This is a genomic window from Mycolicibacterium monacense (assembly GCF_010731575.1).
Lineage (GTDB): Bacteria > Actinomycetota > Actinomycetes > Mycobacteriales > Mycobacteriaceae > Mycobacterium > Mycobacterium monacense.
The window spans coordinates 3,121,962-3,148,418 of sequence record NZ_AP022617.1 but is presented as its reverse complement, the minus strand read 5'-3'; the positions used below and the strand labels follow the sequence as shown (position 1 = coordinate 3,148,418).

At 63.4% G+C, this 26,457-nt stretch carries 25 protein-coding genes; all 25 read left to right on the top strand.

Annotated features, from left to right (window positions below):
• The first annotated feature begins 40 nt into the window (after positions 1–40).
• The 25 genes from G6N49_RS15130 (at position 41) to G6N49_RS15010 (ending at position 26,431) form a co-directional block, all read left to right on the top strand.
• Entirely contained in the window at positions 41–1,066 is a 1,026-nt protein-coding gene (locus tag G6N49_RS15130; protein WP_011559050.1) for a 2,3-butanediol dehydrogenase, read from the top strand.
• A 14-nt stretch (positions 1,067–1,080) separates the two neighbouring features.
• A complete protein-coding gene (locus G6N49_RS15125) occupies positions 1,081–2,166 on the top strand; it encodes a beta propeller repeat protein (RefSeq protein ID WP_011855460.1) in 1,086 nt (361 codons plus the stop codon).
• Between the two features lie 14 nt (positions 2,167–2,180).
• On the top strand, positions 2,181–3,344 hold the full coding sequence (locus G6N49_RS15120; RefSeq protein ID WP_235679523.1) for an aromatic ring-hydroxylating oxygenase subunit alpha: 1,164 nt from the start codon (positions 2,181–2,183) through the stop codon (positions 3,342–3,344).
• Positions 3,338–3,835: an aromatic-ring-hydroxylating dioxygenase subunit beta gene (locus tag G6N49_RS15115; protein WP_083045484.1), complete on the top strand. Its 498-nt coding sequence runs from the start codon at positions 3,338–3,340 to the stop codon at positions 3,833–3,835. The genes G6N49_RS15120 and G6N49_RS15115 overlap by 7 nt, the downstream gene beginning before the upstream one ends.
• A 28-nt stretch (positions 3,836–3,863) precedes the next feature.
• Entirely contained in the window at positions 3,864–4,262 is a 399-nt protein-coding gene (locus tag G6N49_RS15110; RefSeq protein WP_011559054.1) for an SCP2 sterol-binding domain-containing protein, read from the top strand.
• Positions 4,263–4,264: 2 nt separating this feature from the next.
• A complete protein-coding gene (locus G6N49_RS15105; protein ID WP_011559055.1) occupies positions 4,265–4,783 on the top strand; it encodes a dioxygenase family protein in 519 nt (172 codons plus the stop codon).
• Between the two features lie 155 nt (positions 4,784–4,938).
• Positions 4,939–5,739 carry an MlaE family ABC transporter permease gene (locus tag G6N49_RS15100; RefSeq protein ID WP_011559056.1) on the top strand — a complete coding sequence of 267 codons (801 nt, stop codon included), beginning with the start codon at positions 4,939–4,941 and terminating at the stop codon, positions 5,737–5,739.
• On the top strand, positions 5,736–6,593 hold the full coding sequence (locus tag G6N49_RS15095) for an ABC transporter permease (protein ID WP_011768154.1): 858 nt from the start codon (positions 5,736–5,738) through the stop codon (positions 6,591–6,593). Before G6N49_RS15100 ends, G6N49_RS15095 begins: the two co-directional genes overlap by 4 nt.
• Positions 6,594–6,598: 5 nt before the next feature.
• Complete coding sequence (locus G6N49_RS15090) at positions 6,599–7,945, top strand: MCE family protein (protein ID WP_011559060.1); 1,347 nt, start codon at positions 6,599–6,601, stop codon at positions 7,943–7,945.
• A 57-nt stretch (positions 7,946–8,002) separates the two neighbouring features.
• Positions 8,003–9,031 (top strand): MCE family protein, encoded by a 1,029-nt coding sequence (locus tag G6N49_RS15085; protein WP_011559061.1) that lies wholly within the window; start codon positions 8,003–8,005, stop codon positions 9,029–9,031.
• On the top strand, positions 9,028–10,356 hold the full coding sequence (locus tag G6N49_RS15080) for an MCE family protein (protein ID WP_011559062.1): 1,329 nt from the start codon (positions 9,028–9,030) through the stop codon (positions 10,354–10,356). Before G6N49_RS15085 ends, G6N49_RS15080 begins: the two co-directional genes overlap by 4 nt.
• A complete protein-coding gene (locus G6N49_RS15075) occupies positions 10,353–11,699 on the top strand; it encodes an MCE family protein (protein ID WP_011559063.1) in 1,347 nt (448 codons plus the stop codon). Before G6N49_RS15080 ends, G6N49_RS15075 begins: the two co-directional genes overlap by 4 nt.
• The gene (locus G6N49_RS15070; protein ID WP_011559064.1) at positions 11,696–12,835 is read left to right on the top strand and encodes an MCE family protein; all 1,140 of its coding nucleotides are present in this window, start codon (positions 11,696–11,698) and stop codon (positions 12,833–12,835) included. Before G6N49_RS15075 ends, G6N49_RS15070 begins: the two co-directional genes overlap by 4 nt.
• Positions 12,835–14,289, top strand: coding sequence for an MCE family protein (locus tag G6N49_RS15065; RefSeq protein ID WP_011559065.1), 1,455 nt, complete (start codon positions 12,835–12,837; stop codon positions 14,287–14,289). Before G6N49_RS15070 ends, G6N49_RS15065 begins: the two co-directional genes overlap by 1 nt.
• Positions 14,286–14,951: an Rv1363c family protein gene (locus G6N49_RS15060; protein ID WP_011559066.1), complete on the top strand. Its 666-nt coding sequence runs from the start codon at positions 14,286–14,288 to the stop codon at positions 14,949–14,951. The genes G6N49_RS15065 and G6N49_RS15060 overlap by 4 nt, the downstream gene beginning before the upstream one ends.
• On the top strand, positions 14,948–15,607 hold the full coding sequence (locus G6N49_RS15055; RefSeq protein ID WP_011559067.1) for a hypothetical protein: 660 nt from the start codon (positions 14,948–14,950) through the stop codon (positions 15,605–15,607). Before G6N49_RS15060 ends, G6N49_RS15055 begins: the two co-directional genes overlap by 4 nt.
• A gap of 87 nt (positions 15,608–15,694) precedes the next feature.
• The gene (locus G6N49_RS15050; RefSeq protein ID WP_179967844.1) at positions 15,695–16,819 is read left to right on the top strand and encodes an epoxide hydrolase family protein; all 1,125 of its coding nucleotides are present in this window, start codon (positions 15,695–15,697) and stop codon (positions 16,817–16,819) included.
• Positions 16,820–17,041: 222 nt separating this feature from the next.
• Positions 17,042–18,415 (top strand): aldehyde dehydrogenase family protein, encoded by a 1,374-nt coding sequence (locus G6N49_RS15045; RefSeq protein ID WP_235679521.1) that lies wholly within the window; start codon positions 17,042–17,044, stop codon positions 18,413–18,415.
• A gap of 315 nt (positions 18,416–18,730) precedes the next feature.
• Positions 18,731–20,191, top strand: coding sequence for an MFS transporter (locus G6N49_RS15040; protein ID WP_011559070.1), 1,461 nt, complete (start codon positions 18,731–18,733; stop codon positions 20,189–20,191).
• The gene (locus G6N49_RS15035) at positions 20,181–20,660 is read left to right on the top strand and encodes a MarR family winged helix-turn-helix transcriptional regulator (RefSeq protein ID WP_011559071.1); all 480 of its coding nucleotides are present in this window, start codon (positions 20,181–20,183) and stop codon (positions 20,658–20,660) included. Before G6N49_RS15040 ends, G6N49_RS15035 begins: the two co-directional genes overlap by 11 nt.
• A 233-nt stretch (positions 20,661–20,893) precedes the next feature.
• Complete coding sequence (locus tag G6N49_RS15030) at positions 20,894–22,285, top strand: Rieske 2Fe-2S domain-containing protein (protein WP_011559072.1); 1,392 nt, start codon at positions 20,894–20,896, stop codon at positions 22,283–22,285.
• A complete protein-coding gene (locus G6N49_RS15025) occupies positions 22,282–22,824 on the top strand; it encodes an aromatic-ring-hydroxylating dioxygenase subunit beta (protein WP_011559073.1) in 543 nt (180 codons plus the stop codon). Before G6N49_RS15030 ends, G6N49_RS15025 begins: the two co-directional genes overlap by 4 nt.
• 106 nt (positions 22,825–22,930) lie before the next feature.
• Positions 22,931–23,962, top strand: a complete 1,032-nt coding sequence (locus G6N49_RS15020; RefSeq protein WP_011559074.1) for a 2,3-butanediol dehydrogenase — start codon at positions 22,931–22,933, stop codon at positions 23,960–23,962.
• Between the two features lie 52 nt (positions 23,963–24,014).
• The gene (locus tag G6N49_RS15015) at positions 24,015–25,268 is read left to right on the top strand and encodes a CaiB/BaiF CoA transferase family protein (protein ID WP_011559075.1); all 1,254 of its coding nucleotides are present in this window, start codon (positions 24,015–24,017) and stop codon (positions 25,266–25,268) included.
• Positions 25,265–26,431: a thiolase C-terminal domain-containing protein gene (locus G6N49_RS15010; RefSeq protein ID WP_011559076.1), complete on the top strand. Its 1,167-nt coding sequence runs from the start codon at positions 25,265–25,267 to the stop codon at positions 26,429–26,431. Before G6N49_RS15015 ends, G6N49_RS15010 begins: the two co-directional genes overlap by 4 nt.
• Positions 26,432–26,457 lie beyond the last annotated feature (26 nt).

Sequence of the window (26,457 nt, the reverse complement as noted above, 5' to 3'; positions counted from 1 at the left end):
TGGAATCTACACCGGACCCACGAAAGCACCGCGAGCTGAGATGGAAGCGATCGTTCTCAACGGCACCAACGACGTCGGTCTGACGTCGGTGCCAGACCCGGCGCCGCAGGACGGTGAGGTCATCATCGAAGTGGCGGCGACAGGGCTGTGTGGAACTGACCTCCACGAGTATGTCGCGGGGCCCACCTTCTCGCAGCCGCCGGTGGTGCTCGGTCACGAGGTCTCGGGCCGGATCGTGGAGGTCGGAGCGGGCGTCGACCAATCCCGCATCGGGGAGGGCGCCGCGGTGATCCCGATGGATTTCTGCGGGAGCTGCCACTACTGCCACCGGTCGCTCTACCACTTGTGCCAGCGCCCAGGATGGATCGGCTTCACCCGAAACGGAGGCCTCGCGAACTACGTCGCAGTGCCCTCTCGGCTCGCAGTCCGAGTGCCGGACGTGGTGGACCTCGAGGAGGCGGCGCTGACCGAGCCGACGGCGGTGGCGTTCCACGCGGTGCGGCGAGCGGAACTGCTCCTCGGCGAAACGGTGATGGTCCTCGGTGCCGGGGCACTCGGGCTCACCGTGATCCAGTGCGCACGCGCGGCCGGAGCTGCGCGAATCTTCGTCACGGAACCAAGCGGCGTGCGGGCCAGCCTGGCGCGCGACCTCGGCGCCACGTTGGTGCTCGATCCGCATGACCCCGGGACCACCGCGTGCATCCTGGAGGAGACCCGCGGTGTAGGGGTGGACGTGGTCTTCCATGTGGCGGGCAGCGCGGAGGCGTTCACACAGGGCCTGGACTGCCTCCGCAAACAGGGCCGTTTCATGGAGATGTCGTCGTGGGCCGGCGCGGCCTCGCTCGATGTCAACCGCCATCTGCTCAAGGAGATTCAGCTCCGGATGGTTTTCGGTTACGACATGTTCGACGATTTCCCGGCCGTTCTCGCCCTGATCGCCGACGGAAAACTCGCGCTCGCGCCGCAAATCACCGCTCGAGTCCCGCTGGACCGCGCCGTCAAGGAGGGATTGGGCGGGCTATTGGAGGGCCGGGAGGGTCTGGTCAAGGTGCTGGTGAAGCCGTGAGTGAGGGAGACTTGATGGTCGTCGCCGCGACAAGCCGCGGTGTGTTCACCGTGTCCGGCGACGGCAAGGCCCGGGCCTGGCCCGAGTTGCCGGGGCAGGTCATGGCCATGGCTGTCCAGGACGAGCGCGTCGCCGTCGCCGTCCACAAGCACGGCGTGTTTCTCGCCACCGCGGGCGCAGACCACTGGACTGACCTCGGCGATGGCCTCGCCCACCGCGACGTGCGCGCGCTGGCGTTCGATCCGCACACGCCCAACGCGCTCTACGCCGGAACAGAACCAGCGCACTTGCTGCGGTGGCAAGACGGGATCTGGGCCGAGTGTGGAAACGTCCTCGGCGTACCCGAAGCGAAAAGGTGGAGCTTCCCCATCCGCCCGGGAATCGCGCACGTCCGTACCATCGCCGTGCACCCACTAGAAGCTGACGTCGTCTACGTCGGCATTGAAGTTGGATCCCTCCTGATCACCCGGGACCGGGGACAGACGTGGGAGGAGATCGATGGCCTCGGTCACGACATCCACCGCGTGGTCCTGCACCCGGAAGCTCCCGACCGGCTCATCGTCACCACCGGCCAAGACACCAAGCCTTACCGCGGCGGCAAGGGCATTTACCGCAGCACCGACCGCGGATCGAGCTGGGTGCAGTCCAACAACGGACTTGGCGAGCGCAACTACACCGAAGACGCGATCGTGGTGCATCCCGCCGACCCCGACGTGGTGTTCCTCGCCGCGGCCGACGGCATCCCACCGAAGTGGGCTGCAGTGCGCCGGCTGGTGATGGGCGCGATCAACGGCAACGTCTATTTCTTGTCGCCGTCCAAACTGCGCCGACGCCGCGGCGCCGACGTGGGATTCTTCCGCAGCAACGACGGTGGCGCCTCCTGGGTACGGCTGAATAGCGAGGACGACCGCGGCCTGTTCGACATGGTCTGGGCGCTGGAAGGCGAGCTCACTGAAGGCGGCGAGCTGCTGCTGTACCACGGCACCACGGCGGGTGGGCTTTACGTGTCGGAAGACGAGGGCCACACCTGGAAGTGCCTGGCCGACGGCCTGGGCGCGATCACCCACATCGCGACGCCGAAGAAGGGAACAGCGCAGTGAAGCTTGGACCGACGATGGAGTTCGACCACATACAGCCGGCGATCCGGAAACGGTTCACCTCTGCAGCGGACATCCCCAAAGAGGTGTTCAGCGACCCCGACGTCTACCGGGAAGAGCTCACCCGCATCTTCTATGGCCCCTACTGGCATCCGATCGCGCACCGGGCCGAGCTGGCCGAGCGCAACGCCTTCCGGACGAGATGGCTGGCCGACGTGCCGCTGCTGATGGTGCGAGACGGCGATGACCGCATCCGCGTGTTCGTCAACTCCTGCGCCCATCGGGGAACGCTACTGGAACAGCGCCGGTGCGGGGTGGCGGAGCGATTCGAGTGTCCGTATCACCGGTGGATCTTCAACAATGACGGCCGTTTCGCCGGCGCGCCCCGCCGCATGCAGTTTCGCCCGGACTTTCGCGAGGAGGACTACGGCCTCCGGGAGCTGCACGTAGTCGAGGCGTGGGGTTTGATCTTCGTCAGCATGGCTGCGCAGCCGCCGCCGTTCGACGATTATCTCGGCGATAGCGCGGATCCGTTGCGCGACTGCATGGTCGATGACGGGAACTTGACGTTGCTGGGCTACCAGACGGTGGTGTTTCAGAGTAATTGGAAAACCTACATCGACAACGATCCCTATCACGCGCCGCTGCTGCACAGCGCATTCAAACTGCTCAACTGGCAGGGCGGCAGCGGAAACGTCTTGGTCAGCAAGCCCTATGGGCACATGTCGATTCTGTACGATGCGCAACCCTACGTGGACAACGGTTTCCTGGCTGACCCGAGTGTGGTCACGCGGATGGGGGATGACAGCCGAGCCCGCGTGATTGCGTTACGGCCGGTTACCGGGATCGTGCGTCACGTCGACACAATCAACATCCGGTACGCCCGCCCGCTGGGGGTTGATCGTACCGAGGTGCGATACACGTTCTTCGGCCATGCCAGTGACTCCGAGGACTTCGCACGCCACCGAGTCCGCCAGTCGTCAAATCTGCTGGGGCCGAGCGGCTTCATCAGTATCGAGGACGCCGCCGTCTACAACCGCGTGCAGGCGACCGCGCGTGACGGCGGCTATCAGCGCTTTGTCGCCGGCGTCGGCCGACCATTATCGGAGTCGTCGCAGAACGACGAGGTCGCCAATACCGGCTGGTGGGCGCACTACCAGGAGGTGATGGAGTTTTGCTGAAATCGAGCGTCGAAGATCGGCGGGCACGTGCCGCGTACCTGGTGGACGAACTGCTGGGAGCCTACGCCCGCGCAGTCGACGATCAAGACTTCACCGCGTGGCTTGCCCTGTTCGCGACGGAATGTGCCTACGAGGTGCGCGCGATGGAGAACGTCCGTGAGGGGCTGCCGCTGGCGTACATGATGGACGATTGCCGAGAACGGCTGGCCGACCGCGCGAAGATGATCCAGGAGGTCTGGGCGGGCACGGTCGAACCCTACGACACCCGCCACTTTCAGCAGCGTACGGCGATGCGTGAGCTCGGCGAAGACCGCTGGGAGGTACGGTCCAACGTCCTCGTCACCTACACCGGCGCCCCCGGCGAGCCGGGGATTCTGGTCAGCGGCTACAGCGAAGACGTCGTCGTCCTTGACGATGAAACCGCGCTGTTTCAGCAGAAATTCGTGGTGGTGGACAACACTCCGCCGCGCTATCTGGTGTACCCCGTTTGACTCGTCGACCGAAGGAGTGGATTAGATAATGACTGCCGTTGCGTTGATGTCGCCCGAGTGGGCACGCGCGTACCGCGACCTGTGGAACGACTCGGCCGAGATCCGGCAGGGTGCCAAAGAATTGAGCATGCTGATCGAATGGCGAGTACAGGACGCCAACGACCAGGTCTCACAGTTGGAGATCACCGATGGTGAGGCCGTCTACGGCGGGGTGCAGATCGAAGGGCGAAAGGCTGACTTCGTTCTGACTGCAACCGCGAGCGTCTGGCACCGGGTCGCGGACGGCGAGCTCGGCGTAGCGAACGCCATCGCGACGCGCAAGATCAAATTCGTGGGCCCGGTCAAGGTGGCGATGGCGAACATGGCGGTGCTCGGCGCCGGACTCCGCCTCCTAGGTCAGGTCGACGGACTCGTCTGGGGAGACTGAACATGGCAGCTTCTCCACGGTGGCAGTGCGACCGGGCGGCGGGCGCGTCCGGGGCCATTCAGTTTCACGGGGTGATTACGGATGAAGATGGTCGACCAGTTCCTAACGTCCTGATCGAGACCTGGCACGCCGCGGGGGACGACGACAACGCGGCGACGAAGATCGGACGGCCGCGGTGCGACGGCCGGAACTACACCCGCCCAAAGAGCGTCATCACCGACCAACAGGGTCGTTACAGCATGAGAATGGTGCCGCCTCGAGCACCCGAGCACGGGGCAGCGCCGTTCATTGCGGTGTCGGTGCATGCTCGAGGGCTTCTCGATCGGCTGATAACCCGCGCCTACCTTCCAGGGTGCCATCTCGCCAAGGACCCCCTGCTCCGCCGCCTGCCCGCCGAGCGGCGGCAAGCCCTGATTGCCACCCGCGACGACATCGGACTTCGTTTCGACATCACGCTGCGGCCAGCACACGGCGTGAGGGTTGAAACCTTTGTTGAGCCGCAACAGGAAGCTGCGACGTGACCGTGTTGCCGGCTTCAGGCGATCGGGGGCGGTCCGGCCTCACCATGCCTGCTGTCATCGACGCATTTCGGCCGTGCTGTTGGGGCAGGCCTAGCCGCGGTGAGGGAGATTCCGGTCCCAGACGCGCACCTCAGCAACCTTATGGGGGCTTCTGAGTGAAGGGCTTTTCGCTCCGTAAGAACCTCCCGACAGCGGCTGACGTCAAAGCTCTGAAACCACTCAGCATCATTGGCGGGCTCTACGCGATGACGCTGGACATGTTCGTCGCGATGTTCAAACCACCCTTCCAATGGCGCGAGTTCCTCCTCCAGACATGGTTCGTGGCGCGGGTTTCCATGGTCCCAGCGCTGACGTTGTCGATTCCCCTCGTTGTCCTCACGTCATTCACCTTCAACACGTTGCTCGGCGAATTCGGCGCCGCAGACTTCTCAGGAACCGGCGCAGCATTGGGCGCGGTCAACCAGATCGGCCCCTTCGTGACTGTCCTCGTCGTCGCAGGGGCCGGCGCTTCGGCGATGTGCGCCGATCTCGGGTCGCGCACGATCCGCGAGGAAGTCGATGCAATGCGGGTCCTCGGCCTTGACCCGATCCATTCCCTTGTCGTCCCTAGAGTGCTGGCCACGACGTTGGTCGCGGTGCTCCTGTCATCTGTCGTGACCGTTACTGGGCTCCTAGGCGCTTTCTTGTTTTCGGTGTACTTCCAGCATGTAACGCCCGGGTCATTCGTCGCCAGCATGACGCTGATCACCGGTCTCGGCGATGTCCTCGTGTCTCTCGTCAAAGCCACGCTGTTCGGTTTCGTGGCGGGTCTGATCGCCTGCTACCAAGGCTTGCGAGTGCAAAAAGGTGCGGCCGGAGTGGGTAACGCGGTCAGCGAAACCGTTGTCATTGCGTTCTTGTTGCTCTTCGTCGTCAATGCCATCGTCACTGCGGTCGGGTTCGAGGTCACGAAATGAGCGCCGGCGTTGTCTTCCGGCAGCGGTTTCCCGGGACCGCCCGCTCTTTGAGCCAGTGGAGGGCCAATTGGAGAGATCTCGGCGATCAGGCCCGCTTCTACGGTCAATCGATCAGCTCGACCGTGCAGGCGGCCACGACCTACCGTGCCGAGGTGCTACGCCAGATCGCCGCGATTGGTCTCGGCGCAGGATCCTTGGCGGTGGTGGGTGGCACAGTCGCTGTCGTCGCCTTCCTGAACTTGTCGACCAGCGCCGCTCTGGCGAGTCAGGCCTACAACCAGATGTCGCAAGTCGGCGTGGAAGCGCTGGCCGGCTTCACGTCGGCGTACGTCAACGTTCGGTTGGCCACCCCGGCCAGCTCCGCCTTCGCGTTCGCCGCCACGATCGGTGCTGGTACCACCGCGCAGCTCGGTGCGATGAAAATCAACGAGGAAATCGACGCGCTAGCGGTGATGGGCATCCGGCCGATCGCCTACCTAGCCTCAACTCGTCTGCTCGCGGGCGTGATCGTGGTCGTCCCGCTGTACTGCGTGGCCTTGTTGATGTCGTTCTTCTCGGTGCGGGTCATCACCACCGCGTTCTATGGGCAGGGGTCCGGAGTGTTCGACCATTACTTCGACACCTTTCTCAATCCGCAAGCCGTGTTCTTCTCCTTCGCCGTCACGGTCGCCGCAGCGCTGGTGATCATGCTGATCCACACGTACTACGGACTCAACGCCACTGGCGGTCCCGCCGGTGTGGGTGAGGCGGTCGGGCGCGCGACCCGGACGTCGCTGATCGCCTCGCAGATGGTGATTCTCTTGGTCACTCTGGCTCTCTACGGCCAGACCGGCACCTTCAACTACGCGGGGTGAGGCGCATGGCTGACGGTACGGGTGCTCGGCGGATCTCCCCCGGGTGGTGGGCGATGTTGCTGGTCACGGGCATCGTGGCGGCGGTGGTGCTGAGTCTGGCCATGTTCAACAGGACGTTCACCCCGACCGTGCCGGTGACCCTGACAGCGGACCGCTCGGGTCTGATGCTGGAGCCCAACTCGCGGGTCAAGATGCGCGGGGTGCAGATCGGCCGCGTCAGCGCGGTCACCGGCGGGGATGCCCCGCGCATCCAGCTGGCCATCGACCCCGACCAGATCCGACACATCCCGGCCAACGTCGAGGCACGCATCCAATCCATATCCTTGTTCGGGGCGAAGTACGTCGACCTTGTCTACCCACCCGACCCCAGCCCGCAGCGGCTGTCCGCGGGAGCAGTATTGACATCACAGAACACCGCCACCGAGGTCAACACCGTGTTCCAAAATGTGGTGCAGCTGATCAAGACGATCGACCCGCTCAAGCTCAACGCCGTACTTAGCGCGCTCGCCGAAGGGGTGCGAGGACAAGGCGACAGGATCGGTGAAGCGATCACCGCGAGCAATCAAGTTCTACTTGAGCTGAATCCACGCACCGACACTGTGCGCGAGGACTTCCGCGCGCTCAAAGGTGTCAGCGACACCTACAGTGCGGCAGCCAAGGACATCATCGACACCGTAGCCGCGGCGACCACCACCAGCGCGACGGTCACCACGCATGCACAGCAACTCGACACGCTGCTGCTCAACGTGGTGGGGCTATCCCGCAGCGGAATCGACCTGCTAGGCGCCAGCAAAGACAACCTGGTGAAAGCGGTCAACCTGCTGGAACCCACAACGAACTTGCTGATGAAGTACAACCCTATGCTCACCTGCTTGTTTGTTGGCGCCAAGACCACACTCGACACCGGCTATGCCGACATGCTCGGCGGAAACGGCAAGTCTCTCATCATGGACGCTTCGCTGCTGCTGGGAGACGATCCATACCGTTATCCGGACCATCGGCCCATCAACGCCGCCAAGGGCGGGGAAGGTGGTAAGCCCAGCTGCGGCTCGCTGCCCGACGTCGCCCAGAACTTCCCGGTGCGCCAGCTGATCGCCAATACCGGGTTCGGCACCGGACTAGATTGGCGACCCAATCCCGGCATCGGCTTCCCCGGGTACGCCAACTATTTCCCGGTGACTCGGGCGGTCCCCGAACCGCCGAGCATCCGTTACCCGGGCGGCCCAGCACCCGGACCGATGCCCTACCCCGGTGCACCGCCCTACGGCGCTCCCCAGTACGGCCCCGACGGAACGCCCCTCTATCCCGGTGTCCCGGTCCCGCCACCGCCCTCCGCAGGACCCACACCGTGACCGCCGGCCGCGCAGATCGTCGAAAAATACCTGTAAACGTCGGAGGGGAGCATCGCCGTGACCAATAAGATATCGGCCGTCTTGTGGCGCCTCGGAATCTTCGTGGTCGTGTGCGCTCTGGGTGCCTTCGCCCTCATCGCCGTCTTCGCGCAGCTGCGCTTCGAGCGCGAACAGCGCTACACCGCTGTGTTCGCGAATGTCAGCGGACTGACGAGCGGCGACTTTGTCCGCATCGCCGGTGTCGAGGTCGGCAAGGTCAGAACCCTCACTGTCCGGGATGATTCCACCGTGGCGGTCGAGTTCGGGGCCGACGACTCGGTGGTACTCACCGACGGCAGCCGCGCTGTCATCAAATACGACAACCTGATCGGCGACCGTTACCTGGCGATCGAGGAAGGCGCGGGCGGAACCACGAAACTGCGGCCCGGCGACGCAATCCCGTTGGACCGCACCGCGCCGGCACTGGATCTCGACGCCGTGATCGGGGGCTTCCGGCCTCTGCTGAACGCGCTAGACCCCACCCAAGTCAACACCCTCACCAGCCAGCTCATCGCAGCCTTTCAGGGGCAAGGCGCCACGATCGGTTCCATACTGGCTCAGACCGCAGCGCTAACGAACACCCTGGCCGACCGGGACGAGCTCATCGGGCAAACCATCGTCAACTTGAACGTGGTGTTGGGATCGCTGGCCGGGCACAGCGACCAGTTCGGCAAGGCCATCGACTCACTGTCGCAGCTCGTGCACGGACTTCAAGCCCGTAAACAGGACATTAGCAACGGAGTGGCCTACGCCAACGAGGCCGCCCGCTCGATCGCCGACCTTCTCGCCCAAGCACGACCACCGCTGCAGAAAGCGGTCCATGAAACCGATCGCACCGCGACCGCTGTGCTCGCCGATCGCGACTATTTCGACAACCTCCTGAACACCCTGCCCGACACATATCGGGTAATGCTCCGGCAAGGTCTCTACGGCAACTACTTCACCTTCTACCTGTGCGATCTGCTGCTGAAAGTCAATGGGAAGGGTGGGCAGCCGGTGTACATCAAACTGGTCGAACAATCCAGCGGTAGGTGCACGCCCCAATGAAGACCTTCAGCGAGCGCAACGTCATTGTCATCGGCGCCATCGGTGTCCTTCTCACCGCGGCTATCGTCGCTGGTGCGCTCAACTACAACAAGCTGCCGTTCGTTTCCTCCGGCAAGAGCTATTCGGCGTATTTCGACGAGGCCGGCGGACTGACCACCGGCGCCCCGGTGCGGGTGTCGGGGGCTCCCGCCGGCCAAGTGCAGAGCATCACCCTCGACGGGCAGTGGGTACTGGTCACGTTCACGGTAGCCGACGGCATCCGGCTGGGCGACCGTACCGAGGCGTCGATCAAGACGACCAGTGTGCTGGGCAATAAGGTCCTCGACCTCACGACCCGCGGCGCCGGGACGCTTGCGGGCACCATCCCCGTTGAGCGGACCACTTCGCCGTATCAGTTGCCGGACGCTATCGGAGACCTCACGACCACCATCAGCGGACTCGACACCGGCCAGCTGTCCGCCTCGCTGGCAGTGCTGTCCCAGACCCTCCAAGACACCCCCGACGATCTGCGGTTCGCCGTCGCCGGGATCGCCCGCTTCTCGGAAACCCTCAACCAGCGCGACGCCCAGCTGCGCGACTTACTGGCCCATGCCGCCAAGGCGACGACCGTCCTGGGCGAACGCAGCAACGACATCGTGCGGCTGATCTCCGACACCAACGCGGTGTTGGCGCAGCTGCGCACCCAAAGCGCAGCGCTCGACGAGATCTCGACCAGCATCTCCGCGGTAAGTCGCCAACTCGCGGGCTTCATCGCCGAGAACAAGACAACACTCAAACCCGCCCTCGAGAAACTAAACGGGGTTCTCGCGATCCTCGACAACCGGAAAGCTCAGATCCAAGAATCCATCAAGGGTCTGGCCGCCTACGCGATGCAGTTCGGCGAGACTATTGCAGCCGGCCCCTTCTTCAACGCCTACCTCGCCAACCTCGTGCCCGGACAGTTCATCCAACCGTTCGTCGATGCGGCGTTCTCCGATCTCGGTCTGGATCCCAACGTGCTCTTACCTTCTGAGCGCACCGACCCTCAGGTGGGCCAGCCCGGCACCCCGGCGCTGCCGATTCCGTATCCGAGGACCGGCCAAGGGGGCGACCCCAAACTGACTCTGCCCGACGCGATCACCGGAAACCCGGGTGATCCCCGCTACCCGTATCGCGAATCGGTACCGGCCCCTCCGCCAGGTGGTCCCCCACCAGGTCCGCCGGCACCGCCACCACCCGATCAGCAGGCCCCGCAGCCGCCGACCCCAAGCCCGGTCGTCGTGCCGGCGCCCGACGAAGTCGCGCCGGGACCAACAGATTCCTCGATCCCCCAAGGCAGACGATGACGAACTCTCGGACCAAACTCGGATTGGCAATCATTTTGGTCAGCCTCGTCGTGGGCGGCGCGATTGCGGTGACACGCGCGGCACACGAGCTCGATCGTGTTCACGTCGTCGCCTACTTCGACAACAGCAACGGTGTGTTCGTCGGCGACGACGTCCGCATCAAGGGCGTCCGCGTCGGCAGGATCGAGGCCATCGAACCGCAACCCACACAGGTCAGAATCACCTTCTGGTTCGACGCGAAATACCCGGTGCCCGCCGACGCCAAAGCCGTGATCTTATCCCCGACACTGGTCACGTCCCGCGCCATCCAATTAACCCCGGGCTACACTGGTGGCCCGACGCTGCAGAACAACGCGACCATCCCCCGGGCGCGCACCGCTGTTCCGGTGGAGTTCGACGAATTCCGCCAACAGCTCGAACGGCTGACCGCTTTGCTGCAGCCCACCGAGCCGGGCGAAGTGAGCACGCTGGGCTCCCTGGTGAACACCGCCGCCGACAACTTGCGCGGTCAGGGTCCGGCGATCCGCGACGCCATCATCAGGCTGTCCCAATCGGTGTCCGCGCTCGCCGATCACAGCCCGGACATCTTCACCAGCGTCAGAAACCTGTCGACACTGGTCTCGGCGCTGCAGGACAGCACCGTCCTGATACGTCAGCTGAATCAGAACCTTGCGTCGGTCACCGGGCTTTTGGCCAACGAGCCCACCGAAGTCGGGGACGCGGTGAAAAACCTCAATGACGTGGTGGGCGAGGTGACCGCGTTCGTCGCCGCAAACCGCGACACGATCGGCGCCACCTCGGACAAGTTGACGTCGGTTTCACAGGCGCTGACAGACAGCACCGACGACATCGAACAGCTGCTGCACATCGCGCCGACGACGCTGTCTAACGCCGCCAACCTCTACCAGTCCGCCCAGGGCACGCTCACCGGAGCTCTTAATGTCGCCAACTTCTCCGATCCGATCACCTTTTTGTGCGGCGCAGTGCAGGCCGCCTCGCGACTGAACAACGAGCAGTCGGCGAAATTATGTGTGCAGTACTTGGCGCCGATCATCAAGAACCGCCAATACAACTTCCCGCCGATCGGGGTCAACCCCTTCGTCGGTGCGACTGTTCGACCGAATGAAGTCACCTACAGCGAGGATTGGATGCGCCCGGACTACGTTCCGCCGCAGCCGACGCTGCCGGCCGCGACCGGCGCCGACCCGGACGCGCCGCCACCGCTTACCGGGCCGACGCTGCCCGCCGAAGCTCCGGTGCCGATGCCGGACCCGTCGAATCGGCAGACCGATCCGGCCGCCGGGTTGCCCGGCATGATGATTCCGCACGGGGGCGGTTCATGACGGGGAAGCGCTTCGCTCGCGCCGCCGCGGTGATCATGATCGCGCTGACCGTCGCCGGGCTGTCGGGATGCGGCTTTCGCGGGTTGAACTCCTTTCGGCTGCCCGGGACGCAAGGCCAGGGGCAGGGCTCCTACACGATTCAGGCCGAAATGCCCGATGTCGAAACCCTTCAGCCGAACTCACGTGTCCGCGTGGGCGACGTCAATGTGGGCACCGTCACGAAGATCGAGCGTCGAGGCTGGCATGCGCTGCTCACACTCGCACTCAACGGCGACGTCGACCTTCCCGCCAACTCGACCGTGTCGTTGGGTCAAACCAGCCTGCTGGGCTCACTGCACATCGAGTTGGCACCCCCCACCGATGTTCGTCCCGCGGGAAAACTCCGGGCCGGTTCACTGATCCCGTTGACCTCAGCTGGGGCTTACCCGTCTACCGAACAGACCCTGGCGTCGGTATCCCTCCTGCTCAACGGTGGCGGAGTGGGGCAAGTACAGGACATCACCACCGCCCTCACGTCTGCGCTGGGAGGCCGCGAAGCCGACTTCCGCAGCCTGCTTACACAATTGGACACCTTCACCGCGAACGTCAACGGTCAAATCGGCGACATCATCGCGGCCACAGACAGCCTCAACAATCTGGTCGCCCAGTTCGCGGCGCAAAAGCCGATCATCGACAAGGCCCTGGAAACAATCCCCGACGCGCTGGCGGTTATCAACGCCGAACGCGATCAGCTGGTGGAGGCGGTCGACCAGCTCGGCAAATTCAGCGCGCTGGCCGCCGACACGGTCAACCAGTCCCAAGAGTCGTTGATCCAGATCCTGAACGACATGGGACCGGTACTGGAATCACTGGCTAACGCCGGCCCGGCGCTGACCCGGTCCCTGAACCTGTTCACCACGATTCCGTTCGTGAAAGACAACCTGACCAAGTGGTGGCGCGGTGACTACGCCAACATCACCACGATCGTGGACCTGACTTTGAGTCGTATCGACGCGGGGCTGTTCACCGGTACCCGGTTCGAAGGGCACCTCACCGAACTGGAATTGCAGTGGGGCCGCACGATCGGGCAACTGCCCAGCCCCTACACCGCGCGAAACCCGTTGATCGTCCCCTACCGGCTGGATCAAGGACCGTAATGTACCTGAGCAAACGAGTCCGGCTGCAACTGGCCATCTTCGCCATGGTGACCGTGGTGGCCGGTGGAAGCATGGCCTTCGCCTATCTTCGGCTGCCAAGCCTGCTCTTCGGTGTCGGCCGCTACCAAGTCACCATGAAGCTTCAGGACGCAGCAAGCCTGTACCGCGACGCCAACGTCACCTACCGGGGCACAACGGTGGGCCGGGTCTCAGACGTCCGCCTCAGCGACGCCGGGGTCGACGCCATGCTGTCGCTGCAATCGGACACCAAGATCCCAGCAGACCTCGATGCCCACGTGGGCAGCCAGACCGCGGTCGGCGAGTTGTTCGTCGACCTCGTGCCGCGAAGCGGTGACGGTGCGCCGCTGAAGAACGGCGACGTCATCCCGGCCGACCGCACCTCGGTGCCCCCCGACATCAACGCCTTGCTACGCGCGGTCAACACCGGTGTTCAGGCGATCCCCCGCGACAACCTCACGACGGTCATCGACGAGTCCTACATCGCTTTCGGCGGCCTGGGTCCCGACCTGGCCCGGCTGACGCGGGGCGCCACCACGCTGGCCATCGACACGCGCAACAACCTACCCGCCCTGACCACCCTCATCGACGACGCCAAACCCATCCTCGACACCCAAACCGAAACCTCCGATTCCATCCAGACCTGGGCGAGCAACCTCGCTCAAGTCACCAATCAGCTGCAGCTGCAGGATGAATCGGTGCAGGGCTTACTGGTCAACGGACCCCCCGCCGCAGACCAGGTACGTCAGCTCTTCGAACGGGTACAGCCCACCCTGCCCATCCTGCTGGCCAATCTCGTCAGCCTCGGGCAGGTGGCGCTGACCTATCAACCCAACCTCGAGCAGATCCTCGCCCTGTATCCGATCGAGATCGCCGGCCTCCAGGGTGCCGCGCTGGCCAACCGGAACACCAAACAGGACTACAAAGGCCTGTTCCTGTCGTTCAACCTGAACCTCAATGTGCCGCCGCCGTGCAGAACGGGATACCTACCTGCCCAACAACAACGCGCACCGTCTGAAGTGGATTATCCACCGAAGCCGCCAGGTGACTTGTACTGTCGGATCCCGCAGGAGTCCGGCCTCACGAACGTCCGCGGGGCCCGCAACCTGCCGTGTGTGACTCGGCCGGGGAAGCGCGCGCCGACGGTGAAGATGTGCGAGAGCGACGAGAACTACGTACCGCTCAATGAGGGCACCAACTGGAAAGGTGATCCGAACGCGACGCTGTCCGGTCAGCCGGTTCCGCAGCCGCCGCCAGACCCGCCCCCCCCTGTGCCGGTGACCGCCCCGATTGCGGTCGCCGAGTACGACCCGAGCACCGGCAGCTACATCGGACCTGATGGCAAACAGTACAGGCAAGCGGATTTGGGCCAGAATGCTGCCGGGCAGCACACCTGGCAGGACATGCTGCTTCCGCCAAAGGACGGTGATCCGTGACCATCCACACCGCCGACGACCCCGCGGGCGACGATCCCACACCGTGCTCGCCTGCCCCTGATGACACCCTCGATGTCGGCACCGACAAGGGCGCTGGCGGTGCGGGCGCCGACAGCGAGGACACCGAAGTCGTCGACGGCAAACACCAGCGGGACACCTCTCGCGCCTGGCGCAACCGAATGCCGCCGCAGCGACTGGCGCTTGTGATGGGATCGGTAGCAGCCGTGACGATGGGAGCACTGACCAGTTGGCTTGGCTTCCAGACCCACCAAGCGCATCAGGCATCCGAACAACGTCAGCAATTCGTGCAGGTCGGACGGCAAGGCGCACTGAATCTAACCACGATCGACTGGCAGCACGCCGACGTCGATGTCAAGCGCATTCTCGACTCGGCTACCGGCACGTTCTACGACGAGTTCTCCCAGCGGTCACAGCCGTTCATCGACGTGGTCAACAAAGTAAAGTCGAAATCGGTGGGCACCATTACCGAGGCCGGCTTGGAATCGCATTCCCGTGACACGGCCCAGGTGCTGGTCGCAGTCAGCGTGAAGACCACGGTCGGCGATGGGCCCGAACAGGAACCCCGAGCATGGCGAATGCGCGTCACGGTGCAGAAAGTCGGCAACGATGCGAAGGTCGCCGACGTGGAGTTCGTGGTATGAGGAATTCACCAGCGAAAGTCGAGCCCGATGACGGCGACGCCGCCCACTCCGCCGGAGCCGACGCCCAACCACCATCACCCGAGAAAACATCGAAGAGCGCGTCGGGATGCGAGGCCGCCGTAGCGCCAGAATGCCTGGACCGCGACGATGTGGCCTCGATAGCCGACCGTCGCGGCACTTTCGTGCGGATGCTCGGATTCTGGCTCTTGCCCTCTATCGCGTTGTTGCTCGCGCTGGGCGCGGCCTACTTCAAGTATCAAGAAGGAACCGCCAGTGACGAGGATCGCGCCCGCGTTGAAACCGTTCAGGTCGCCACCGAAGCTACGGTCGCGATGCTGTCCTACACACCCGAAACGGCAGCCGAGAAATTGAAGGCTGCGCGGGATCGACTGACGGGACCATTTCGCGGTTCATACACATCGTTGACGGAGGATGTCGTCATTCCTGGGGCACAGCAGCAACGAATCTCAGCCACCGCCAGGGTGTCAGCCGCCGCCTCCGTCTCCGTAAGCAAGAACCGTGCCATCGTCATGGTGTTCGTCGACCAAACCACCACTGTGGGCAAAGACGCGCCGACAGAGACCGACTCCGTAGTCCAGGTCAGCCTCGACAAGGTCGGATCCCACTGGTTGATATCGGGTTTCGAGCCGAAATGAGCACCATCCAAACTTCAGGGTCGGCTGGTGGCCCCCGAGTCCGCCGATAACAACGTGTGAGGAGTGACCTTGAGTGCCGTGCGCGCAGTGAGACCATTTAGCATCCACGTCGCCGATGACGTTCTCGACGATCTACGAACGCGTCTTTCGCGGACCCGTTGGCCGGAAGCCGAATGTGTACCGGACTGGACCCAGGGCATCCCGCTCGGGTACACCCGCGAACTGGCCGCCTATTGGGCCGACGGATACGACTGGCGGTCCCGTGAAGCCGCCCTCAACCGATTCGATCAGTTCGTCGTCGAAATCCACGGCGTGGACATCCATTTCATCCACCAGCGATCTCCGCACCAAGAGGCTTTTCCGCTGGTGATCACCCACGGCTGGCCCGGCTCGATCGTGGAGTTTCACAACGTGATCGAGCCGCTGACCAACCCGACTGCCCACGGGGGACGGGCCGAGGACGCCTTCCACGTGGTGTGCCCGGCGCTTCCGGGCTACGGTTTCTCCGGCAAGCCCACCAACGCCGGCTGGGGTGTCGGGAAGATCGCGCAGGCCTGGGAGACGCTCATGCTGCGCCTTGGCTACCAGCGCTACGGCGCCCAGGGCGGCGACTGGGGCGCAGCGATCACCACACAAATGGGCCGCAACCGCGGCCACTGCGCCGCCATCCATCTGAATATGCCGATCGCTTACCCTCCAGCGGGCGGCATCACCGATCCGACCGAGGAAGAACAGCTGGCCCTGGCCGCCCTAACGACTTATCAGCGTTGGGAGACAGGCTATTCCGAGCAGCAGTCCACCCGGCCTCAGACCGTCGGCTACGGACTGGCCGATTCGCCGGTCGGCCAGATGGCCTGGATCGTCGAGAAATTCGCAGCGTGGATGGACTGCGACGGCCATCCCGAGAACGTGCTCAGCCGCGATGAGCTCCTCGACAACGTCATGATGTACTGGGCTACCAATAGTGGCTCCTCCTCGGCCCGGTTGTACTGGGAGAGCTTCAAGACCCTGGACGCGACAACTCGTGTGGAATTGCCCACTGGTATTGCTGCCTTCCCCAAGGAGGTCCTGCGCGCACCGCGAAGTTGGTACGAACCGATCTACAACATCACCCATTGGACGACCATGCCGCGCGGCGGGCACTTCGCCGCTCTGGAACAACCGAGGCTCTTCGTCGACGACATCCGCGCATTCTTCGAATCCGTGCGGTGATGCGGCCAGCCGGCAGGCAACGAAGCTTTGGGAGCACGCGTTCGATGAGCTAAACTTTCTGTATTGCGGAGATATTATCTGCTAGCAAGAGGATGCCCGCTGACAAGCACGTGTCAACTATCAAGGAGGCGATGAGTGGTAGACGACCCACGGAGTGCAGTCATGAGAACGTGGACGCTCCCGCTAGGTGACGCAACTTTGCAGGGCCAAAGCGTCTACGACGTGGAGGATCCGTGTACCGGCGACGTGCTGACCCAGGTGCCCGACTGCAGCAGTGAGGATGTCGACAGGGTGGTGGCGACTGCACATGCCGCTCAACGCGATTGGGCGCTGCGGACGCCTCGCCAGCGCGGCACCGCGCTGCGGGCTTTGGCGACACTCATGCGCGATCACTCTGAAGAGCTCGCGCTGCTCGACGCAATTGACGGCGGCTTTCCACTGCCTGCGATGCGCGACGACGTCACGTGGGCGGCCGACGTGCTCGAGCTGATGGCAGACGACGCGCTCGACCTCGGCGGACGGACTATCCCGCTCTCGGCGAACCTGCACTACACGCTGCAGCAGCCCTACGGCGTAGTCGCTCGAATCGTCCCCTTCAATCATCCCGTCCTATTTGCAGGATCCAAGATCGCCGCTCCGCTGATGGCGGGGAACGCCGTGGTGCTCAAAGCTCCCGATCAAACACCGTTGTCGGCCATCCGGCTCGCCGAGCTCGCCAGGGAGGTCCTGCCCGAAGGCCTATTCGGGGTGGTAACCGGGCACGGGGCAACTGCCGGCGCCGCGTTGGTTGCCCATCCACTAGTCCGGCGAATCGGCTTCATCGGCTCCCCGGGCACGGGCCGACATATCCAGCGCTTGGCGGCCGAGCACGGCGTCAAATACGTCACGCTGGAACTCGGCGGCAAGAACCCGATGATCGTCATGCCCGACGCCGACCTCGAGGCGGCTGCCAAAAGCGCCGTGGTAGGGATGAACTTCACCACCACCGCGGGCCAATCATGCGGATCAACAAGCAGACTGCTGCTGCACGAAGCGATCGCTGACGAGGTGATTGATCTGGTCGTCGATCAGGTCGCTGCCATCAAGGTAGGCGACCCGCTCGTTGACGGCACGGACATGGGACCCGTCATCGACCAAGCGCAATACTCAAAGTCGTTGCGGGCCATCGAGTCAGGACGGGCGGGCGGCGCCAGCGTACTTACCGGTGGAGGACGCGCGCAGGGTGTTGGTAGCAAAGGCTGGTATGTCGCCCCGACCGTATTGGCTGGAGTGGCACCACAAGCCGATGTCGCCCGCGACGAGATCTTCGGGCCCGTTCTTTCGGTGCTGACCGTCCGTGACGAAGCCGAGGCTGTCGAAGTTGCCAACAGCGTCGAGTTCGGGTTGACCGCCGCGGTGTGGACCAACGACGTAAGCCAAGCCCACCGCATGGCTGCGGGACTTGATGCCGGCTACGTCTGGATAAACGGCAGTGCACGCCATTACTGGGGGTTGCCCTTCGGCGGTTGGAAATCGTCAGGTGTTGGATCCGAAGAGTCCACGGAGGAACTGTTGTCCTACACCCAAGTCAAGGCAGTAACCGTCACCTTGGACTGAACTGCGTCGATGCGCTGGAGGGCGTCGACAGCGGACGGTGACCTTTCTCGCAGTCGAAATCCTGTGGGAGAACTGCTATTTGACGTAGGGCGTCAGTCGGCCGTGCATCGGCGCCCCAGACGATAAGCGACCGATTAGAAAATCGACTCGGGACACGGCATCGCTCCGTTGCGGGTATGTGACACGCGGCTGTTTCCCCCGGAACCCCTCCGATGCCCGCGGCGGCGGCTATGTCCGGCGTCGGGTCGGGCAGCACGCAATCGACTGGTACCCGCCGACTTGCGCTAGCATCAGTTGTAGTTTCAAAATAGTTGTGTGAATGAAACTGTTGTCGAACGACTGAGCCGCCGGCACAAGGCCTTCGTCCTGGCGTCCTGCTGCCTGAGCGTGCTCATTGTGTCGATCGACGTGACCATCGCCAACGTTGCAATCCCGAGCATCCGCGCCGACCTTTCGGCGTCGCCTTCGCAAATGCAGTGGGTCATTGACATCTACACCTTGATGGTGGCCTCGCTATTGCTGCTCTCAGGTGCCATGGCCGACCGATTCGGTCGGCGGCGTACGTTGCAGATCGGGTTGACAATCTTTGCGTCGGCCTCCCTACTGTGCAGCGTGGCTCCCAACGTCGAAACGCTGATCGGCGCCCGCTTCCTGCAGGCGATCGGCGGTTCGATGCTCACTCCTGCTGGGTTGTCGATCGTCACGCAGGTGTTCACCGGCAGGGTGGAGCGCGCGCGCGTCATCGGCATATGGGGGGGCGTCGTAGGCATCTCGATGGCCTTGGGTCCGATCATGGGCGGAATACTTCTCGAGTATGTTGACTGGCGAGCAGTGTTCTGGATCAACGTGCCGATCTGCGCGCTTGCGGTGCTGTTGACCGCGATCTTCGTTCCCGAATCCAAGTCGGTCACCATGCGCCACGTCGACCTGATCGGCTTGGTCCTGGGCATGGCCTTCCTGTTCGGACTGGTGTTCGTACTCATCGAAGGGCCAGGGATGGGCTGGACCGACACCCGCGTCGTCGTTAGCTGTTGCCTCGCAGCGCTGGCCTTCGCGACATTCCTGCGCTACGAGTCACGCCGCGTCGACCCGTTCGTCGAGCTCCGATTCTTCCGCAGCATCCCGTTTGCTTCGGCGACGGCCATCGCGGTGTGCGCATTCGCTGCATGGGGCGCGTTCCTGTTCATGATGTCAATCTATTTGCAAGGGGAGCGCGGGCTTTCAGCGGTGAACACCGGGCTGATGTTTCTGCCCGTGGCCGTCGGCGCATTCATCTTCTCGCCCTTGTCTGGCCGGCTGGTGGGGCGATTTGGTGCCAGACCGTCGCTGATGATCGCCGGCGCATTGATCGTCGCCGCGACTCTCATGTTCGCGCAGATGAGCGACGCTACCCCGCAATGGCAAATGCTGGTCGCCTTTGCGGTTTTCGGCGTCGGTACTTCGATGGTGAACGCACCGGTCACAACCGCGGCCGTCAGCGGTATGCCGACCGACCGCGCCGGTGCGGCGGCGGCTATCACATCCACGAGCCGACAGGTGGGCGTCGCCATCGGTGTGGCCATATGCGGCCCGGTCGCTGGTGCGGCATTGGGCGACACCAACGTCGATTTCGCGGTCTCCGCCCAGCCCCTATGGCTAGTGTTCGCTGGAGTTGGTGTGCTGATCTTCACGCTCGGTGTCTACTCGACGTCGAAGCGCGCGCTGCGCTCAGCAGAGCATCTGGCGCCGCTGATCGCAGGAACCGATCCGCGACGGGAGGCTGCCGATGTCGCGTAATCCGGAAGCGGACGAGGTCTGGCGCGCGATGACCGCACTGGTCACCGACAACCGCGACAGTTGGAGGCGAGCGACCGTCGACCAGACGGGCCTACCTTTCAGTCGCATCCGGATACTGCTCCGGCTATCCCGCGGGTCGATGACCGTCAAAGAGGTCGCGCACGCCGTGACAATCGATCCCCCGGCGGCCACGGTGGCCGTCAACGATCTGGAGGACCGCGGCCTAGTCATGCGTCAGACTATTCCCACCAACCGGCGGTACAAAGTGGTATCACTGACCGACGCCGGCTGGTCGATGGTGGCCACCATCAATGCGGTCGACGACCCGGCTCCCGAAGCGCTTGCGGCACTTGAGGGTAATGAACTGAGGGCGCTGCGCGATGCGATAGCAAGAGTCAGCGCCGCCCGCCAAACACTGAATGAAAGCCGCGGCCGGATCGCTCAACGAACGACTCTCAGTCCGGCCTAGCGAACCTGCAACATGCCAGGGTCGCTGTGGGGTCTGCAGAAGTCGGGTCAGATGGCGGGATTGGTGGACCAAGGGCCGCGACTGTCGAGAAGAACTCTGTTCGGTTGGAGTCCTGGGTGGCAGACGTCGGTCTGCGAGGGGATGCCGGCTGATACCGCCGTTACCGCGGTGGCCTAAATAATAGCTTGCAAACAGTTGTCACCCTATGTAAGCTTCCGCGTGATGTAGCCCACATGAGTGCTCACGTTCTAGGGGCACAAATCGATAGGAAGGTGCGCCCGGTGGATTCGATGGCGCCTGATGCGACGACAATGCGAACCTTAGAGAATGCGCGCGGCTCCATCCTAAAGGGTCGCCTCCCTGCGTCTCTCATCGCTAATGCAGCGCTTTACGAGCTTGAATTGAAGCGAGTATTTGGTAGGACCTGGCAGTTTCTCTGCCACGAAGACGAGATCCCCAATGCGGGTGACTATGTAGTGCGCTACATCGCTGATAACTCAATTATTGTCGCGCGGCAGCAGGATATGACGATTCGGGCGATGTCGAACTCGTGTCGGCACCGCGGCACGCTGCTTTGCCGAACCGAGTCTGGGAATGAGTCGGCGTTCCAGTGTCCGTACCACGGTTGGACCTATCGAAACAACGGTGATCTCATCGCGATACCTGCGCAGCAGGCAGTGTACGGTGCTGCGTTCGACAAGAGTCGGCTAGGGTTGCGCGCTCTGCCGATGCTGGACTCGTACGCGGGCCTTGTCTTCGGGTGTGTGTCGGATGAGGCGCCGGGACTGGATGAGTACCTCGGGGACATGCGCTGGTATCTCGACTTGATGATGAAGAAGAGCCCGACCGGCCTTGAGGCGTGGGGTGCCCCGCAGCGTTGGGTGATTGACGCGAACTGGAAGACCGGCGCCGATAACTTTGTTGGGGACGGCTATCACACGGTCATGACGCACCGTTCGATGTGTGAGCTGGGGTTGTTACCGCCCGATAATGTGGCCGTTTCGCCGGCCCACGTCAGCCTATCGGGCGGGCACGGGGCGGGCGTTCTAGGCGCACCACCCGGCATACCCGCACCGCCGTACATGGGCTATCCGGAGGAAGTCGTCTCCGGTCTCAGCGAGGGTTACGGCGATGACGTCCATGGCGAGTTGCTGAAACGGACGATGTTCATTCATGGCAATGTGTTCCCGAACTTGTCCTTCTTGAACGCCTTCATCGCCAAGGACGGGGAGTCTATGCCGGTGCCCATTCTGACCTTGCGGCAATGGCGTCCCTTGGACGCAGCGCGTATGGAGGTGTGGTCGTGGTTCTTCGTGGAGCGCAACGCGCCCGAAGAGTTCAAGCAGCAGTCGTTTGAGACTTATGTTCGGACGTTCGGGGTCGGGGGTGTCTTCGAGCAGGATGACGCCGAGATATTCCAGGCTATTACCAAGGGAACACGCGGCGAGTTGGCTGGTGGTGTGGAGCTGAACCTGGAGATGGGACTGGACAATCTGGCTCCTGATCCAACGTGGCTGGGCCCGGGACGACCGTTGGCCAGTGGCTACGCCGAACAGAATCAGCGCGAGTACTGGAAGCAGTACTTCGACTATCTGGCCACACCGAGAAGGGATGAGAACGTATGACGACAACGGTGCCGCAGGATCCACCTCAGGCTGCGAGGGTTTCGCGCGACGTGCGCGAGGAAATCGAAGACTTCCTTTTCGACGAGGCCGATCTGTTGGATCGCGATGAGTTCGAAGAGTGGCTGGAATTGCTGGCACCGAATGTGCACTATTTCGCGCGCGTCCGTCAGACGCTTCGCAGAGCAGGTGGCCCGGGGTTCTCTGAGCGCTCTATGCACCTGAGTGATAACTACACGAGTCTGAAGATGCGTATTCAGCGGCACCGAACGTCGTCGGATTGGGCTGAGGATCCTCCGTCGCGGATCCGGCACTACATCACCAATGTCAGGGTCAGGTCTGGTGAGGACGGCGATGAGTACCGTGTGACGTCGAATGCGTTGCTGGTGCGCACACGCGGGGACGAAGCCAAGGCGGAGACAGTTTCTGCCGAGCGCCGAGACATTATTCGTCGCGACGAGACGGGTTTGAAACTGGTCCAGCGCGAGATCCTGCTGGATCACACCACGTTGCCCACGCACAACCTGTCATTCTGGATCTAAGGTGCCGGTGAGCTTGACATCATTACGGCGGCGCCTCCGCCGAAACTCCGGCCCACGAACGTTGTGGCCGAGCGAATTTGGGTCTGTCCTTAAGGTAGGCCGGTAGGTGCGCGCAGCTATTTATCACGGTCGCGAAGACGTGCGGATTGAAGAGCTTCCCGACCCGAGTCCACGTGCGGGCGAAGTGGTCATCGAGGTGGCCCGAGCGGGGATCTGCGGCACAGACCTGCATGAGTACATCGCCGGTCCGATGCATGCTGCGCCAGGGGTCGTCATTGGACACGAATATTCCGGGACGGTGGTCGGCGTCGGGTCCGGCGTGCGCGAGTTCACCGAAGGTGACCGAGTCTGCGGCGTCGGCGTTTTCGGCTGCGGTGAATGCGGCTTCTGCAAACAGGGCGCTGAAGCACTCTGCGGAGCAGTCGGTTTCATCGGCTTCGCTGTCAACGGAGCGCTTGCCCGCTACGCGTCGTTGCCGACGAAGGCGTTGTTTCGCATCCCGGATGAGATCAGTCTCGCCGAGGCTGCCGTCGTTGAACCGATCGCGTCGGCGTACCACGCTGTCCGCCGTAGCGGGTTGGCAGCGGGTGGGACCGTCTTCATCGCCGGCGCTGGCCCGATCGGCCTCGCCCTGGTGCAGTTCTCACTTGCCCAAGGTGCGACTCAGGTCATCGTCAGTGAGGTTTCGGCGACGCGCCGCGTTGCCGCTCACCGGGTCGGGGCTACGCGCGTAATCGATCCTCTGGCGGAGGATGCAGTTGAGGTGGTTCGGACGTTGACGAACGGAAACGGCGTCGACATCTCCTTCGACGCTGCGGGCGTACAACCCGCGCTTGATGCGGCGTTGGGCGTTCTGCGCCCCCGCGGTCGATTGATGGTCGTGGCGATTTGGGAGGCCCCGGCCGGTATCGACATCAATCGAAGCGTCATGCGCGAAGCCAATATCGGCTTTTCATTTTGTTACGAAGCGCAAAGGCAGGTCCCGGCGATTCTTGACTTACTAGCTACGGGGGCGATCAACCTCGGTGAACTGATCACCGACGAGATCCCGTTGGATGCCGTGGTCAGTCAGGGTCTCGAGGAACTGCGCGTCAACCGCGATGCACACGTAAAAATTCTGATCGACCCATCGGCATAGCACGACCGGTATCGCGCCGTCGATTGTCACGCCGCCCCACCAAAGGAGTTAAGTGTCCGCGAATATGGAGAGTCTGTTCGACGGTCTGACGATCCTCGAGCTGGGGCACGTGATCGCGGCGCCTTTCGCTGCCTCGCTGATCGGCGACTTCGGAGCACAGGTCATCAAGATCGAAGACCCCGGCTCGGGGGACATGTTGCGTAGGTCCGGTCCTCGTAAAGACGGAGTGCCCCTCTGGTGGAAGTCCGCGGCCCGGAACAAGTCAAGCGTCGCTGTCGATCTGCGGCTCGCCGAAGGGCAAGCGCTGGTGCGCAAAATGGTCGAACGCGCCGACGTGGTGATCGAAAACTTCCGCCCGGGAACGCTTGAGCGCTGGGGACTGGGATGGGAGGAGCTGCACGCAGCGAACCCGCGGCTGATCATGTTGCGGATTTCCGGGTACGGCCAGATCGGCCCGGAGAGCGCAAAGCCGGGATATGGACGCGTCGGCGAGGCCATGAGCGGAGCGGTACACATCACCGGGCATCCTGACCGGCCACCGACGCATTTCGGTTTCTCCCTCGGCGATGTCACGACAGGAATCATGGGTGCATTCGCTGTTGCCGGAGCACTGTTCAAACGCGAAGCGATCGGGGATCGCTTCGATGGGGAATGTATCGACCTGGCTCTCTACGAATCACTGTTCCGTGGTATCGACTGGCAGGTCATCCTTTATGACCAGTTGAACTTTGTTGCCGAGCGTCAGGGCAATCAGTTCCAGGTCAGCCCGTCACCGGTGTCAGACACGTATCTCAGTGGCGATGGGGTGTGGTACACCGTGGCGACCGGCACCGTTCGGTCAGTGCAGAGCCTGCTCGAACTGCTGGGCGGCACGACTCTGCGTAACGATCCGAAGTACGCGACACAGGAACTGCAGATGTTGCACCGCGAGGAGCTCGGCGAGATGGTTCGCCAGTGGTTCGCCGAAAACAACTCCGATATCGTCGAAAAGGCCTGCGCGAGCTCCGGTGTCGTGGCTGCGCGGATCTTCACGCCGGCAGAGATGTTCTCCAGTCCCACGTTCGCGGCTCGCCAGAGCCTGGTCGAGGTCGCCGACCAGGAATTGGGTCCGGTCCGTGTCACCGGGGTGGTACCAAGGCTGACGAACTTTCCCGGATCCGTGCGCAGCACTGGGCCCGGTCTCGGGATCCACGGCCAAGAGGTGCTGACCGAGTGGCTCGGCATGGCCGACTCGGAGTACGAGGCGCTGGTATCGAGTGGCGTCGTCGGGGCGGTCGACGTTGACGGAGAGGTTCCCGGGCATTGAGTTCGCTGCGCGACAAGGCTTGCATCGTCGGCGTTGGTCATACGGTCTACCGTCGTGATGCCACTGAGTCGGCAACGGACCTTGGCCTGCAGCTTGAAGCGGCCCATGCCGCGATCGTGGATGCCGGGCTGTCGGCTGGCGAGATCGATGGGCTCATCTGCCCGATCAACGGTGGCACGGCCGAAGATTTCATCGCGAATCTTGGCCTGACGAATGTTCGTTACGCGGTGACTTCCCATACCGGAGGCGCGGCAAGTGTGGCGGGTCTGGCAACTGCGGCGATGGCGGTGTGGTCGGGCGTCGCGCGGCATGTCCTCATTCCCGCGGGCTGGTGTGGGTACTCAGGTCCGCGTGCCCGCGGGATGGCATCGAGCGCGGACATGGCGATAGGCAAGGTTGTCCGGGATTATTACGCGCCACAGGGCGCGGTGTCGGCGGTGCACCAGTATGCGCTCGTGGCCGACCGCTACGTCCGCAAGTATGACGTGCCGCCTGAAGCGATGGGGGCGGTGGCAGTTGCGTTTCGTGCTAACGCGCAGCTCAACTCGAATGCGGTGATGTGCGGCCGTGAGTTGACGATGCAGGACTACCTCGACGCTCCACCGATCAGTACGCCGTTTCGTTTGTTCGATTGCAGTTTGGAGACCGACGGCGCAGCGGCGGTGGTGGTATCAGCGGCCGATCGTGCGGCTGACAGCCCGCACCGGCCGGTGTTTGTGATGAGTGTGGCCGAAGGTCGCCCATTTCCCGTCGATGAGTTCGCCAACAGGGCCGATCCATTGGAGATTGGGCTTGCCGAGGCGGCGCCGCGCGCGTTTGCCGACGCCGGTGTCGCCCCGTCTGATATCGATCTGCTCGAGGTTTACGACAGTTTCACTGTCAACGTGTTGCGGCAGATCGAAGCGGCCGGATTCTGCAAGCCGGGCGAAGCAGCGGATTTTGTACTCGACGGGTGTATCGCCGCGGACGGCCTGTTGCCGACGAATCTCAACGGCGGTTTGCTCTCCGAAGCGCACGTGCAAGGGATGAACAATCTGGTCGAGGCGGTGCGGCAACTGCGCGGGGGCTTAGCGGAGCGCCAGGTCCACAATGCGGAGTTGGCGGTAGTGACCGGTATGGGCGGCGGATGGGGTTCAGGTGCTCTCGCGATATTGCGTCGGTGACAGCGTTGTGACTGGCCGGTTCACAA

Excerpts from the sequence above, each read along its gene's own strand:
- G6N49_RS15110 (WP_011559054.1), top strand. The coding sequence starts at position 3,864 with ATGACTGCCGTTGCGTTGATGTCGCCCGAGTGGGCACGCGCGTACCGC.
- G6N49_RS15090 (WP_011559060.1), top strand. The coding sequence starts at position 6,599 with ATGGCTGACGGTACGGGTGCTCGGCGGATCTCCCCCGGGTGGTGGGCG.
- G6N49_RS15080 (WP_011559062.1), top strand. The coding sequence starts at position 9,028 with ATGAAGACCTTCAGCGAGCGCAACGTCATTGTCATCGGCGCCATCGGT.
- G6N49_RS15025 (WP_011559073.1), top strand. The coding sequence starts at position 22,282 with ATGACGACAACGGTGCCGCAGGATCCACCTCAGGCTGCGAGGGTTTCG.
- G6N49_RS15075 (WP_011559063.1), top strand. The coding sequence starts at position 10,353 with ATGACGAACTCTCGGACCAAACTCGGATTGGCAATCATTTTGGTCAGC.
- G6N49_RS15070 (WP_011559064.1), top strand. The coding sequence starts at position 11,696 with ATGACGGGGAAGCGCTTCGCTCGCGCCGCCGCGGTGATCATGATCGCG.
- G6N49_RS15035 (WP_011559071.1), top strand. The coding sequence starts at position 20,181 with ATGTCGCGTAATCCGGAAGCGGACGAGGTCTGGCGCGCGATGACCGCA.
- G6N49_RS15055 (WP_011559067.1), top strand. The coding sequence starts at position 14,948 with ATGAGGAATTCACCAGCGAAAGTCGAGCCCGATGACGGCGACGCCGCC.
- G6N49_RS15030 (WP_011559072.1), top strand. The coding sequence starts at position 20,894 with ATGAGTGCTCACGTTCTAGGGGCACAAATCGATAGGAAGGTGCGCCCG.
- G6N49_RS15120 (WP_235679523.1), top strand. The coding sequence starts at position 2,181 with ATGGAGTTCGACCACATACAGCCGGCGATCCGGAAACGGTTCACCTCT.
- G6N49_RS15125 (WP_011855460.1), top strand. The coding sequence starts at position 1,081 with ATGGTCGTCGCCGCGACAAGCCGCGGTGTGTTCACCGTGTCCGGCGAC.
- G6N49_RS15065 (WP_011559065.1), top strand. The coding sequence starts at position 12,835 with ATGTACCTGAGCAAACGAGTCCGGCTGCAACTGGCCATCTTCGCCATG.
- G6N49_RS15130 (WP_011559050.1), top strand. The coding sequence starts at position 41 with ATGGAAGCGATCGTTCTCAACGGCACCAACGACGTCGGTCTGACGTCG.
- G6N49_RS15095 (WP_011768154.1), top strand. The coding sequence starts at position 5,736 with ATGAGCGCCGGCGTTGTCTTCCGGCAGCGGTTTCCCGGGACCGCCCGC.
- G6N49_RS15105 (WP_011559055.1), top strand. The coding sequence starts at position 4,265 with ATGGCAGCTTCTCCACGGTGGCAGTGCGACCGGGCGGCGGGCGCGTCC.